Raw genomic sequence first — 13,009 nt, 5'->3', positions numbered from 1 at the left:
GACGGCCTCACGTACCCATCGATGCACCCACCACCTCACGTACCCACCGACGCACCCACCACCTCACGTAACCACCGACGCACCCACCACCTCACGCACTACTCGAGCGTCGGCGGTTCCTGGCGACCGATGTGTATCTCGTGGGCCTCGACGTCCTCGATTGCGGCAACCCGGCCGCCGACGCTCACGGAGCCGTCGTCGGTCTCGAGGGTCAGGCTAGCGACCTCCTCGCTCATCTCGAAGGAGACGTCGACGATCTGGCCGCGAACGACCCGCGAGCCCCCGCGCTCGACGTCGCGCCCATCGATGGTGGCGTAGAACTCGCCACCGTCCTCGATGAGGTCCTTGACGCAGCGGCGGATGGAGGCGTACTTCCGGGGGTAGGGACGACCTTTACCGTTCTCACCCAGGGTTTGCTCGGCGGTCGTCCAGAGCACGGTGCCGAAGAAGCCCGACACCAGGAAGCCGAGCGCGGAGCGGTTGAAGATGACCCCGTAGCGGTCCTGGTCGTCCCGGAGGGCGTCCTGGGTCGCGTACATCGAGTAGTTGCCGTCGGCGACGGCGATGACCGGCGTGGTAATCCCACGGCGGGCACGCGCCGTCGTCGCCACGGCCTCGTAGTCAAACTCCGCGGGAAGGGGGGCCTCCACGGCAGGCGTCACGATCAGGTCGACGCTGACGTCGGCGCTCGTCGCCGCCCGGAGCTGGTCCTCGAAGCGGATCAGCAGGTCGGGGGTCAGGGACAGCGCTAGTTCGTACTCGGCCTGCTCGATGATCTCTTCGAGGTAGCGCAAGATCGTCGATCGCGACTTCACGAGGGAGACGGCCTCCGTCTCTCGTGCCGGAGCGGTGTACCGGGCCTCGAGTTCGTCGACCATCTCCTCGAGGGCGTCCTGGACGTCGTCGAACGCGTCGCCGGGGTCGATCGCAACGATCTTCATCGGGCGGGATTCGCGGAGTTCGACCAGACCGCGGTCGCTCAGACTGCGGACGGTGTCGTAGACGCGCGGCTGTGGGATGTCGGTTCGATCGGCGATCTCGCTCGCCGTGAGTTGTCCGTGTGCGAGGACGGTCAGGTAGGCGTCGATCTCGTACTCGCCGAGATTGAATCGATCGCCCACGCGTTCGACCGTCGAACGCAGTTCGTCTGTGGCCATACGCGGTCATCGAACGCGACGGCTAAAACATTTCTTATGTTTCGAGTAGCACCTGATTCCAGAACAGAGTACCCGGCGTCGAACCCTTCAGAACGCTTAACCACGACGCCCCTGACAGTGAGGGTATGCTGCAGAACGCCACGGGTGGCAATGAGACGGCCGTCGAGGAGGGGCTACGGTCACTCGCCCCCAACTGGATTCCGCCCGGGGTCGTCGACATGGCGTTCGCCGTATTCGTGCTGATCGTCGGCTGGTACCTCTCGAAGGTCGTCGTTCGCCTCACTGGTCGGACGATCGCCCAGAAAATCGAACGGCCATCGGTGACGCGAACGGTCCTTCGAGCCGTTCGAATCACAGTCATCGCGTTCACGGTCCTGGTCGCGGCCAACATCCTCGGTCTAACTGGCTTCGAAATCCTGCTTCCGGTGACGGTCATCTCGGCCATGGTGGGTATCGTGCTCGCTCCGTTGGTCGGCAGCCTGATCAACGGCCTGTTCGTCCTCTCGGACCAGCCATACGAAATCGGCGACATGATCGAAGTTACCGACAGTGGGCACCGGGGATTCGTCGAGGACATCACGATCCGCTACACGAAGATATTCACGCTCGAGAACACGTTTATCGTCATCCCGAACTCGGAGATAAACGCCCGGGACGTCGTCAACTTCTCGGCCGAGGACGAACGGACACGGCTGTCCATTTCGTTCGAGATCACCTACGAGAGCGACCTCGAGACGGCCATACGTGTCTCCGAGCGAGCGACGCGAGGCGTCGACAACGTGATCGCTGGCGGCCCGGATATTCGCATCGGGAGCGCCCGGTACGCCGCCTCGCCGACGTGTGACGTCCTCGAGTATGGCGACAGCGGCGTCACCCTGCAGGTTCGGTTCTGGGTGAATCATCCGTACAAGATCACGGTCGTCCGCTCGGCGGTCCATCGAGCGATCCGCGACCGATTCAGCGCGGAGGGAGTCGAGTTTGCCTACCCGCACACCCACCACGTCTTCGACGAGACGAGTGGCACCGCTCGAGTCGCACAGGTCGACCGCGAGACCCAGCCCCGGCCGACGAGTCGGAAACACGAACAGGTTGCTGACGGGGACGGGGTCGGGGACGGGGACGGGAACAGGAACGAATAGCCCTCGAGCGACCCGTTTGAGGCCCGTACTGTGGCCCCGATCGATAGCAGTCCAGAGCAGAGTTACAACGAGCGGCAACACTCTCGCCGTAAAAGGTTTCAGGAGCCGCCTACGCGACGGCCTGGCCGACCGTGATCACTTCGCACTCGAGGTGGTTCTTGAGGTAGCGCTCGATGTTAGGGTTGTCCATCACCCGCCCGAGGATGCGTCGCCAGCGGCTCACCTGCTTGCTGCCCACGACGACGACGTCCGCCGCCTCGCCGGCGACTTCGTCGAGAATCGTTTCCTCGACGAGAAACCCTGATCGGACGACGTATCGGGTGTTCTTCAGGCGACCGAACTGGCGCTCGACAGCTGATTTCAGATCCGTCCGCGTCACCGTCTTGCCGTTCTGATAGAGATTGACGTGCAACACCGAGAGAGCCGCGTTTCGTTCGTTGGCGACCTCGATGGCCTCCTCGAGCGTGCGGCGAGAATTGTTCGTTAATGGGTATCGAACGGGGACCACGACCAGTGTCATCAGGAGAGAAAACGCGGTCCGTAGTGGTAAACGTTTCACTCGGTGTGTTTGCTCGACTCGAGTCGTGATTCGAGTCGACGCACGCGCCCCTCGATAGCGGGGTCGATGCCGTTCTCTCTGGCGTATTCGACCAACACGTCGTACTGGCTCGACTCCGTTCGCTCGACGCGATCCGCCGGGTCAAGCGCGGGAAACTCGTCGTCGGTGTGAAAGAGGTAATCGGAGGTTGCCACTCGGTAACGCTGGTCAGGGTCGAGCGGTTCCCCGCCGACGCTATCGACAGCGACGCTGTGATCCGTCGGGTCCCACTCGAGGATGACGCCGCTCACCTGGGCGTGCCACCAGTCCGGTTCGGCGAACCCCAGGTCGAGTCCGGCGGCCCCCTCGAAGATGGCCTCGAGCGTCGAGCCGCTGACCTCGGCGACGGCGACGGGTTCCTCGAACGGGACGAGGCTGACGACGTCGGCGACCGTGACGTCACCCGAGAGCGTCGTCCCGGTCCTGAGCCCGCCGCTGTTCTGGATAGCGACGTCGGCCCCGGTCTTCCAGCGGTAGGCGTCGGTGACGAAGTTCCCGAGCCTGGCCTCGCCGCCAAAGAGTGTCGTCTCGGACCGGTCGAGTGGCTCGTCGACGCGAGCGATCACCTCGTCGAGTCCCGTCTCGTCCTGGAGGGCTTCGAACGACCGGACCACGTCCTCGTGGGGCTCGAGTCCGGTCGTCTGCCGAATCGTCGCGGCCGGCCCGTCGCGCTCGAATGTCAGGTCAACGATCGCCGTCCCGCCGTCGCCGGGTCGCGTGAGTAGCGTCCCTTCGACGACCTCGTTCCGGGCGCTCGGAACGTGCCCACCGAGGACAACGTCGGCATCAACCTGCCGCGCAAGGGCGTCGTCGCCTCGCCCGAGGTGCGAGCAGACGACGACGTAGTCGGCCCCCTCGTCGCGGAGGTCGTCGATCGCCGCCCGCGCGGTCTCGACGGGATCGTGGACGTCGATGTCCGTCGCCATCGGGTTCAGCGACACCGTCCGCGGCGTCGTGACCCCCGTGAAACCGATCCGCGTCCCGTCTCGTTCGAGCACGGTCCACGGCCGGACGCCAACGTCCGACCCGAACGGGCCGCCGTTGCGCCGCACGTTCGCGCTCAGCCAGGTCTGTGGGGAGCGGCGAACGATCTCGCGGGCCGCGTCGACGCCGAAATCGAAGTCGTGGTTGCCGAAGGTCTCGAGGTCCGGGTCGACGGCGTCGTAAAATTCCAGGGCCTGTCTCCCCTCCATTACGAGCGGCAACACGCCGGGTGCCGTGTTGTCGCCGGTACCGACGACCACCGTGTCCTCGTCCCGGTACTGCTGGAGGGCGGTCGCGAGCCGACCGATTCGTGCGGGCTCGTCGCAGGCGTTTTCGACGTCGGAGTACTGGAGGACGCGAGCGGGCATTCGCCAGTCCTTTCGATTCGGAGGTCTTTGCTCCGTCGGTTCGTCACCCTCGGCGATACCGTCGCGTCCACCGCGGCTCCGAACGGAGGGCGAGCCACCATCCGAGCGCTCCGGCGATACAGGCGATCACGGTCAGTGCGGCCGCGACGGCGGTAGTCAGCGACACGGCGACGAAGCCGACGACGAGCGTCGGCACCAGGGCGACGGCGACGCCGAGGGTGAACGCGCCGAACCTGACCGCGTCGAAGAGGAACTCGTTGGGGTCGAAGCCGGCGACGAAGACGGTCAGACCGTAGTAGTACAGCGCAAGGCCGACGAGGAGCACGAACCCCACGACAGCGTCGAGAAGCGGCGGTCGAGCCCAGACGAGCGCGACGAGGTAGGCGAGCGTCATCGTCGGGAGGCCGACGAGGTAGAACGCACGCCGCTTCGCTCGAAAGACCGTGGCGACCGAGACGGGATAGGCCGCGTAGGACTCGACCGCGTCGAACTGGGTCAGCCAGTTGTAGGTCGTGAAGGCCGACAGCCCGAGCACGCTCCCGAAGAACGGACCGAGTGCGGGTTCGATCCCGACGCCGTCTCGAACGATCCCGACGAGCACGACGACGAGGCCGAGGAGGATTCCCACCGACACGAGCGGCTTCCAGACGCCGCCGCTCGACCGCGCCAGGTCGAGCAACGTCTTCGCGACGAGAGGGTCGCTTCCGGGCAGGGACTCGAGTGTACGAAAGCGCTGGCGGTGCGTTCGCGTCGGACGCGCGTACGCGGGATCGTAGATTCGAACGGAGAGCGCGGCGGTCACGACGAGGACGGCGACGAGGGAGGCGCCGATCTGGAGCGGTGCCCCGACCAGGACGAGGTCGGTCACGGAGACGGACGGGCGAGGGCGGCCCGCGATCGACCACGCGCCACCGACCGCGAGGACGCCGAGCAGGCCGCCCCGCGTCGATAGTCCTCGGGTTCGGAGGGCGATGAGCGCGAGCGTCGCCGTCATTCCTGCGGCGAAGACGAGCCACAACGAGAGCCAGAGTCCGAGTACGTCCGCTGGCGTCGAAACCGAGAGCCCCTCGAGCGCCACGACCACCAGCGAGAGCGGCAGGATCATCGTCACCCCGTAGAAGAGGGCGTCCTTCAGCAGGAAGTGAGCGAGCAGCCGTCGCCGGGACAGCGGCAGGGTGTCCGCGCTCGAGAGGAGCAAGGAGAGGTCGCCGAAGACGTTCTCGAGCATGTCCGAGCCGGCGAAGGCGGCGGTGCCGCTGTAGAGGCCGAACGCGAGGGCTGCGACGTGGACCCCGGCCAGGATCGAGTCGTTCGTGTAGCCCGTTTCGCGCAGGGCGAACCCACCGGCGACGACGAGGGCGGCGACGACGAGCGGAAAGGCGTAGAACCGTCGACCGCCGAACAGTCGGGCGTGGAGTCGCCACTCCTCGAGGGCAAGCGTGCGGAAGACGAGCCAATCGAGAGACGTGGTCATGGTGATTGAGACTCTGGCGGTGCTACTGGGGCGGTACTGGCGTCGAACCTTCGCCACCGAGCGTCGGAACGTCCGCTGAATCGGTCGTTTCGACGTACTCGAGGAATCGCTCGCGAAGCCCGCCAGCGTCGACGGGCGTTTCGACGATGCGGCAGGTGCCGTCGGTGACGAAGCCGACGCGGGTACAGATCGCCTCCGCGACGTCGACGTTGTGCGTCGACACGAAGATCGTGTGTCCGCGGTCGACGTACTCGAGCAGAAACGCCTTCACCTGCTCCTGGACGAGCGGGTCGAGGTTGACGAGCGGTTCGTCGATGAAGACGAGGTCGGGTTCGTGGAGGAACGCCTGCGTGATCATGACCTTCTGCTGTTGGCCTCGCGAGAGGTCGGTGTGCAGCGTCTCGAGTTTGCTCGCGAAGCCGAGGCGGTCAGCCCAGGTGTCGACGCGGGCGGAGACGGTGTCGAGTTCGAGCCCGCGGATCGAGCCCACGAACTCGAAGTACTCGCGCGGCGTCAGGAAACTCGGCGGTGACTGTTGCTCGGGGAGGATTCCGACACGCCGGCGCGTCTCGACCGGTTCGCTCGTGGGATCGGTCTCCAGGACGGACACCTCGCCTGCGTCGGGGGCGAGTCGGCCCGTGAGGATGCCGATCGTCGTCGTCTTGCCGGCGCCGTTGGGGCCGAGAAAGCCGAAGAGTTCGCCCGAATCGACGGCGAAGCTCATTCCCGAGAGTGCGGTCACCGATCCGAACGACTTCTCGAGTCCGGCGACGCGGAGCGCGACCATTGCTGTGGACGATTCGTCGGGCGTTCCCCATAACTGTACTGTCCGTTTTGTCGAGGAGTGACAGCACGGCGGGTCGTTTTCGGTCGCGTCAGTACTCTGTCCCGCGTCAGTACTCTGTCCCGCGTCGCGCCTGCTGGCCGTCGTCGAAGGGGTGACGACGCTTGGCGACCTCCGTCACGAGGTCGGCGTGCTCGAGGAGGTACGCCGGTTCGGTGTGTCCGCCCGTGAGCACGACCTCGAGCGAGTCGGGCTTGTCATCGAGGAGTTCGACCACGGATTCGGGCTCGATGAGGTCGCTCTCGACCGCGTAGAGGATCTCGTCGAGAACGAGCATGTGGACGCCGTCGTCGGGATCGGAATCGAGCGGAAACGGCGTCGTCAGGTCGGCTTCGTTCGCTGCCGACACCAGGTCACGAGCGCGCTCGAGTCCAGATCGGGCCTCGCGCTCGTGGTCGACGTCGTCGCTCCCGTCGGCCATCCCGTGCCAGCCGTAGTGGCCGAGGTTCTCGTAGCTGAACCCGGGGAGGGACTCGATGGCGTTGTACTCGCCGCGGACGGCCTCGACGCTCGAGGCGCCGCCCTTCATGAACTGGAGCATGTGGACCCGAAAGCCGTTTCCCGCGGCCCGCAGTCCCAGTCCCATCGCGGCCGTGGTCTTTCCCTTGCCGTCGCCCCACCACACCTGCACCAGACCGAACTCCGACGGGGCGTCGGGCGTGATCGGTCGGGCCGTGGGGGAGTTCCCGCCACCGGGAGTGTTCTCGAGGACGTCAGACTCGTTATCGACGTCGGCCCTTGCTTCCCATTCGCTGTCGCTGTCGGCGCCTGTCTCCGGCTCGGCGTCGCTGTCGCCCTCACGCTCGGCGTCGCGGCCGCCCTGACTCTCGCCGCCGTTAGCCGCTGGTCCGTCCATGCGCCATCTCGGACCGTCACGACCTAACCGTTTGTGCCATCGACCGGTGTCCCCTCGCATCGACCGGCCTCAGTCGGGGTCCCAGACGAGTTCGGACTCGGCTCGGCGCTCGCGGTACCGTTCGCGAACCCAGGCGACGCTCTCGGGATCGTCGGTTCGGAGGACACCCGCGAGCCCGTTCTCGGAGTACACCGTTAGTCCGGCGACGACGGTCTCACCTTCTGCGATCCAGATGGCGTACGGCGTCTCGAGCGCGGCCGTGTACAGCCGACCGGAGCCCGCGTCGATGATCTCCCGAAGCCGGTCGTGCTGATCGTCGTCGAGCGAGGACAACAGGGTCTGATCGAGAACCAGTTCCGCGCACAACCCGCCGTTCTCGATCGACTCCAGGAACTCGTCGAAGTAGAGGTCGAAGACCACCGGAGCCGTGCCGTACACCGCCGACGATTCGTGGACGTACCGCATGGTCGTCTCGAGGGCCGTCCACGGCGCCTGCGGACTCGGCACGTCGATCGATGCCTCGCGAAGGAACGACAGGTCGATCGACTCGAGGGGGAGTTCCTTCAGGATCGGCTCGCCCCGTTCGATCTGCTCCAGGACGGCGAGGTAGTCCTGTCGAGCGCGACAGGCGAGTCGCCCTGTTTCGGTCGCGAGGTAAGCCGAATCACGTCGTTCGATACACCCGGTCTCGAGCAACGACGCGATCCCGCGGTCGATCGTTGATCGGGACGTGGACAGTTCGTCGACGAGTTCGGGTTTCGTCCGTGGCGTCTCGAGGAGGGCTTCCAGGAGGGCGTTTCGTGCCGCGAGTAACTCGTCCATGCACCAGTTCGTCTCGTGGTTCGTGGCGAGGCACTAATAACTCTCGGACGTTGCCAGGTTCGAAACGGTTCCGTCTGTCGATCGTTACTGCGTCGACTCGGCCACGCGCTCGGTGAACTGCTCGCGAACTTTGTCGATTTTGGGCGCAGCGTGCATCCGACAGTAGGCGTCCGTGGGGTTCTTCTCGAAATAGTCCTGGTGGTACGCCTCGGCTTCGTAGAACGTCTCGAGCGGTTCGACCTCGGTCGCGATTTCGTCGTCGTAGACGCCCTCGGCCTCGAGTTCCTCGATAAACGCCGTCGCGAGTTCGCGTTGCTCGTCGTCGTGCGTGAAGATTGCTGACCGGTACTGGGTACCAACGTCCGGTCCCTGCCGGTCCACCTGCGTCGGATCGTGGACGGTGAAGAAGATCTCGAGAATTTCGTCGTAGCCGATCACGTCGGGGTCGTACTCGAGTTGGACGACCTCCGCGTGGCCGGTCTCGCCCGTGCAGACGGCCTCGTAGCTCGGGTCCTCGACGTGGCCGCCCGCGTATCCCGACGTGACCGACTCGATGCCCTCGAGTTCCTTATACGCCGCTTCGATACACCAGAAACAGCCGCCGCCGACGGTCGCTCGTTCCATGGGTGTCGTACGTGCTGGCCGGCAAAAGGTGTGACGGGCTTCGGCCGTGCTGGCGCCCGGTCACCGATCATCGTCGCGCTCGCCGGCATCTGTATCGCTTTCGCCGTTCCCGTGATCCGTATCGGATCCGCCTGCTGGAGCCCCGTTACCTGCGTCCGACCCGCCAGGGAGGACGTGCGGATCGGCGGTCTCGTCGCCGTGGACCGTGTCGTCTCGTTCGAACGCGTAGAAGGCGAGCCCCGCGACCACGAGTACGAGAAGGCCCGGGATCGGGACGGTCCCGAGCACGACGTGCAGCGACAGCGCGAAGAGCATCGGAACGGCCACAACGGCGGCCCACAGCCACGGACGCTCGAACTCGAGGCGGTCGGCGTCCCGGTAGACGACGATAGTGACGGCGCCGATGAGAACAGCGCCGACGAGGGCGACCACGAACTGGGCGGGAAGTGCCATCACCTCGATCAAGGGCCGATCGGGGGAAAAGCGTTCTGAGACGACGGCTCGCTCTCGAGCACGGCGACCACCTCACTCGAGCACGGCGACCACCTCACCCAAGCACGGCGACCGCCCGAACCGGGGCGCCGTCCCCGTTCGCGACCGCGAGCGGATACGCGTGGACGGTGAACGCCTCGCCGGCGGGAAGCGCCTCGAGCCCCCTGAGGTTCTCCAGGAGGAGCCGGTCGTCGGCGAACATCGTTCGGTGGAAGGGGTAGTTGTCGGGTTCGTCCTGGACGGGTTCGCTTCCCGGCGTCGGGTCGACGTTCATCGCGTCGATGCCGAGGTCGAGGGTGCGCTCGACCAGCCAGTCGGCGGCCGCCGCGGTCAGGTAGGGGTGGTCGAACGCTCGGTCGGTTCCCCAGTGGGTTTCCCAGCCGGTTTGGCAGATGAGGAGGTCGGGATCTCCGTTTTCGTCTCCGGTCGTGGTCGCGTCAACGTGCGCATCCGTATCGGCGCCTGCGTCAATGTCTGCATCCGTATCCGCCTCAACGTCCGCGTTCGCGTTCGTGTCTGCGTCAACGTTCATGTTCACGTCCACGTCCACGTCCACGTCTGCGTCCGCAACGGCAGCCACCGCCCGCTCGAGGTCGTCCGCCCCGATCGGTTCTCGAGGCTCGAGCGGACGGCAATCTGCGAGAACGGCCCTAAATCGGAACCGCTCCACGTCGAAGTCGTCGAGCGTTGGGCCATCCGACCGCATGTGCGCGGGCGAGTCGATGTGCGTCCCCGTGTGAGAATCGAACGACAGACCCGTGGTCGCGTAGCCGTCGTCTTCGACCGTCGCCGCGGGTTCGACCGCGACCGGCGGCGAGCCCGGATAGACGGGCATGCCAGTCTCGAGCGGGTACGAGAGGTCGTGGACGGGCATCGACTCACACTCCCTCTCCTTGTTCCTCGCTCGAGTCGCGTTCTATCGGCACCTCGCTCACCTCGCGTTCTGCTGGCTCGCTGCTCACCTCACACTCGAGCGTCTCGAGGAACGAATCGACGACTTTCGCGCGTTCCTCGGCAACTGCCCGCCCCTCTGGCGTGTACATTCGGTCGGGCAATCGCAGCAACTTCTTGTAAACGTGATTGACACTGGTTGCGCCGGCCCGCGTATCGTCTTCGGCCGGCGGGAGGGAGGAGTCGTAAATCGTCGTTCCGAGTTCGCCCCCGTAGGAGAACGTGCGCGCGAGGCCAATGGCTCCGAGCGCGTCCAGGTTGTCGGCATCCGAGAGGAGGCGTGCCTCGGTCGTCCGGGGGTCGACGTCGTTCGAGAAGCGATGCGCGCGGATGCAGTGGGCGACGGCGTCGACCGACTCAGGAGGCTGGTCGAGCGACTCGAGGATCGTCCGGGCCTCACGGGCACCCCACTCGGCATGGTCGTCGATGGTGCCCGCATCTTCCTTCGGTCGGCCGATGTCGTGGAGGACCGCAGCCAACAGTAGTACGTCCTGATCGACGTCCGTCCGCTCGGCGGCGAGGCGGCGCGCATTCGTCTCGACGCGCCTGACGTGGTGCCAGTCGTGGGCCGGAGCCACCGCTTCGTCGAAGTAGGATCTGGCGATGGGGCGAACCTGCTCGAGAACGTCGTTCATGGGCACTCGTTTCATGGGCATTCGTTCGTGGCCGCCGGCAAAATCGTTCGGGAACGACCGACGGTTCGGTCGGTCGTGCGAACTCAAGTGATCGAGTGATCGGGTGATCGAGTGATCAAGTGATCAAGTGATCGAGTGATCGAGTGATCGAACGATTTTGTCGGCGGACACCCACTCGAACGCCGGACTGTCTGACTAAGAATTAAGAGTCCGCCGTGCATGGGTGGGTACATGGACGACACTCCACAGGAGATTACCTCGCTCGTCGGACGCGAGGTCTACTCGAACAACGGCGTCTTCGTCGGCGAAGTCGAGGACCTGCGACTGAACGTCGGCGGCGAAGCCGTCACCGGACTGGCACTCGGCGGACTCAACTACGAACTCTTCGGCGACGAGGTCAACACCGCACGCGGCGTCATCCTGCCGTACCGTTGGGTGCGATCCGTCGGCGACATCATCCTCGTGACCGACGTCGTCGAACGGGTCAAGGAACCGGACGAGGAAGAAGACGAACTGGTCGCGTAGGCTGGCGGGACGCGGACGCTGACGCGGACACAATACACGAATCCGCTTCTATCTATCCTGACGAGAGCGGGCCGTCGTCGCTCTAACTCCCGTTTCCTTCGCCCTCGACACCCATCGCATCGAACAGCGTTCGCTTCACTGCCTCCTCAGTCAGCGTCAGGAGCGTCTCGCGCGTGTCGTCGGAGATTTCGATTCCCGTGAAGATCCCGAGAGGAATCTCCGCGCTGGCCTGCGTCGAGTGACCCGCCGTCTCGCCGATCTCGCCGTAGGCGTCGGCCAGAACACTCCCGATGTTCATTCGGATGTCCTTCGAGCGAGCGGCGAGGAATATGGTCTCCTCCGCCACCCCGAAGACGGCCGTCGTCGTCACCCCTTCGAGGTTCAAGAGGTGATTCGCGGCCTGCATCAGCGCCTCCCGGTCGCGGACGAATCCCGCGTTCGAGACGAGGTGGCTCCCCTGGACGTCCCGATTCGCGATGGCCTCGGCCAGCACGTCCAGCGTCTCGGGCGACATCGAGGGCGACTCGACCTGCTCGAGCGTGTCGTGGTTCGCGAAGGGATAGAGGTAGGCGGCGGCGGTGAGGTCCGCGGGCGTCGTATCGCGTTTGAAGTCGAGGGTTTCGGCCCGGATGCCGTAGAGCAGCGCCGTCGCCACTTCCTCGGAGACGTTCATGTCGAACTCCTGGATGTACTTCGTCATGATCGTCGAGGTCGAGGACATGTTGGGTCGAATGTCGGTAAAGAAAGGCTCGATGTCCTCTTCGGGTTCGGCGTGGTCGATCAGCACGTCGACCTCGAGCTCGAGGTCCTCGGTGCTCGTGTGGTCGACGAGCGCGACGGTGTCGTAGACTGACTGGTCCTGGACGTCGTCCCACTGCAGGAGGTCGATGCCGAGCAAGTTGACGAACGCCCGGTTCTCCTGGTGGCCGATGTCTCCGAGGTAGATAATGTCGGATTCGATGCCGAGGTGGGCTGCAATCGCCTGCAACGCCGCTCCGCTGGCGATCGAATCGGGGTCGGGACTGGGCTGGGTGACGATCGCCAGCCGGCCGGTCGTCTCCTCGAGCAGGCCAGCGAGCGTTGCGGCGTTGTGCTCGAGTTCGCCGGACTCGAGGGCTCGCAGCGCGGAGTCGGCGATGACAGTCGAGGGATTGATGACGATGTCGGCCCCGAGGTCGGCGAGTTCGTCGCCGGAGACGGGATCGCTCGCGCGCGCGACGATAAACTGGTCGCCGTTGGTGTCGCGGATGCGCTCGACGGCCTGTTTGTTGGCCTCGACGTCGGAGGCGAGGATGAGGACGACTGAGCGGTCGGCGACGAGTTCGGCGGCCTCGACCTCGCGGATGTCGGCGGTTCTGGCGTCGAGGTCCTGGTCGCGGAGGGACTCGACGCGGTTTTCGTCGCGATCGATGATCAGGACGTCTTTTCCCTGTTCGGCGAGTTCCTCGGCGACGGCGTAGCCGACGCTCCCGCACCCGAGGATCGCGTAGTCCGAGATCGACGAAATTGTAACCCCCGTACTCATGTGACAGTCCGGTTG

14 protein-coding genes are annotated in these 13,009 nt (G+C 65.4%); 2 read left to right on the top strand and 12 right to left on the bottom strand.

Features of this window, described 5'->3' with window-relative positions; translation table 11 throughout:
• Positions 1 to 98: 98 nt before the first annotated feature.
• Positions 99 to 1,157 (bottom strand): HTH-type sugar sensing transcriptional regulator TrmB, encoded by a 1,059-nt coding sequence (trmB, locus tag NGM15_RS05745; RefSeq protein ID WP_253436452.1) that lies wholly within the window; start codon positions 1,155 to 1,157, stop codon positions 99 to 101.
• 125 nt (positions 1,158 to 1,282) lie between these two features.
• Here trmB and NGM15_RS05740 point away from each other — a divergent pair, with 125 nt between their 5' ends.
• Positions 1,283 to 2,296: a mechanosensitive ion channel family protein gene (locus NGM15_RS05740; RefSeq protein WP_253436449.1), complete on the top strand. Its 1,014-nt coding sequence runs from the start codon at positions 1,283 to 1,285 to the stop codon at positions 2,294 to 2,296.
• Between the two features lie 109 nt (positions 2,297 to 2,405).
• On the opposite strand, the gene NGM15_RS05735 is transcribed toward NGM15_RS05740, so the two are convergent.
• From NGM15_RS05735 to NGM15_RS05690, 10 genes are all read right to left on the bottom strand, one after another.
• Entirely contained in the window at positions 2,406 to 2,816 is a 411-nt protein-coding gene (locus tag NGM15_RS05735) for a universal stress protein (RefSeq protein WP_253436446.1), read from the bottom strand.
• Positions 2,817 to 2,851: 35 nt separating this feature from the next.
• A complete protein-coding gene (locus NGM15_RS05730) occupies positions 2,852 to 4,246 on the bottom strand; it encodes a bifunctional metallophosphatase/5'-nucleotidase (RefSeq protein WP_253436443.1) in 1,395 nt (464 codons plus the stop codon).
• A gap of 43 nt (positions 4,247 to 4,289) precedes the next feature.
• Positions 4,290 to 5,720: a hypothetical protein gene (locus tag NGM15_RS05725; protein WP_253436440.1), complete on the bottom strand. Its 1,431-nt coding sequence runs from the start codon at positions 5,718 to 5,720 to the stop codon at positions 4,290 to 4,292.
• Between the two features lie 22 nt (positions 5,721 to 5,742).
• A complete protein-coding gene (locus NGM15_RS05720; RefSeq protein ID WP_253436437.1) occupies positions 5,743 to 6,507 on the bottom strand; it encodes an ABC transporter ATP-binding protein in 765 nt (254 codons plus the stop codon).
• A 106-nt stretch (positions 6,508 to 6,613) separates the two neighbouring features.
• Positions 6,614 to 7,420 (bottom strand): cob(I)yrinic acid a,c-diamide adenosyltransferase, encoded by an 807-nt coding sequence (locus NGM15_RS05715; RefSeq protein ID WP_253436434.1) that lies wholly within the window; start codon positions 7,418 to 7,420, stop codon positions 6,614 to 6,616.
• Positions 7,421 to 7,489: 69 nt separating this feature from the next.
• The gene (locus NGM15_RS05710) at positions 7,490 to 8,242 is read right to left on the bottom strand and encodes a helix-turn-helix transcriptional regulator (protein ID WP_253436431.1); all 753 of its coding nucleotides are present in this window, start codon (positions 8,240 to 8,242) and stop codon (positions 7,490 to 7,492) included.
• An 84-nt stretch (positions 8,243 to 8,326) separates the two neighbouring features.
• The gene (msrA, locus tag NGM15_RS05705; protein ID WP_253436429.1) at positions 8,327 to 8,866 is read right to left on the bottom strand and encodes a peptide-methionine (S)-S-oxide reductase MsrA; all 540 of its coding nucleotides are present in this window, start codon (positions 8,864 to 8,866) and stop codon (positions 8,327 to 8,329) included.
• 60 nt (positions 8,867 to 8,926) lie between these two features.
• Positions 8,927 to 9,319 carry a hypothetical protein gene (locus NGM15_RS05700; protein WP_253436426.1) on the bottom strand — a complete coding sequence of 131 codons (393 nt, stop codon included), beginning with the start codon at positions 9,317 to 9,319 and terminating at the stop codon, positions 8,927 to 8,929.
• A 94-nt stretch (positions 9,320 to 9,413) separates the two neighbouring features.
• Complete coding sequence (locus NGM15_RS05695; RefSeq protein WP_253436423.1) at positions 9,414 to 10,232, bottom strand: cyclase family protein; 819 nt, start codon at positions 10,230 to 10,232, stop codon at positions 9,414 to 9,416.
• 4 nt (positions 10,233 to 10,236) lie between these two features.
• On the bottom strand, positions 10,237 to 10,959 hold the full coding sequence (locus tag NGM15_RS05690; RefSeq protein ID WP_253436422.1) for an HD domain-containing protein: 723 nt from the start codon (positions 10,957 to 10,959) through the stop codon (positions 10,237 to 10,239).
• A gap of 216 nt (positions 10,960 to 11,175) precedes the next feature.
• Between NGM15_RS05690 and NGM15_RS05685 the strand changes: the two genes are divergently transcribed.
• Complete coding sequence (locus tag NGM15_RS05685; RefSeq protein ID WP_253436419.1) at positions 11,176 to 11,469, top strand: PRC-barrel domain-containing protein; 294 nt, start codon at positions 11,176 to 11,178, stop codon at positions 11,467 to 11,469.
• 82 nt (positions 11,470 to 11,551) lie between these two features.
• On the opposite strand, the gene NGM15_RS05680 is transcribed toward NGM15_RS05685, so the two are convergent.
• Complete coding sequence (locus NGM15_RS05680; protein ID WP_253436417.1) at positions 11,552 to 12,994, bottom strand: DHH family phosphoesterase; 1,443 nt, start codon at positions 12,992 to 12,994, stop codon at positions 11,552 to 11,554.
• Between the last annotated feature and the right edge of the window lie 15 nt (positions 12,995 to 13,009).

Source organism: Natronosalvus halobius (assembly GCF_024138145.1).
In the GTDB taxonomy this organism is placed as follows: Archaea; Halobacteriota; Halobacteria; order Halobacteriales; family Natrialbaceae; genus Natronosalvus; species Natronosalvus halobius.
This window is presented reverse-complemented; position numbering and strand designations above follow the sequence as displayed.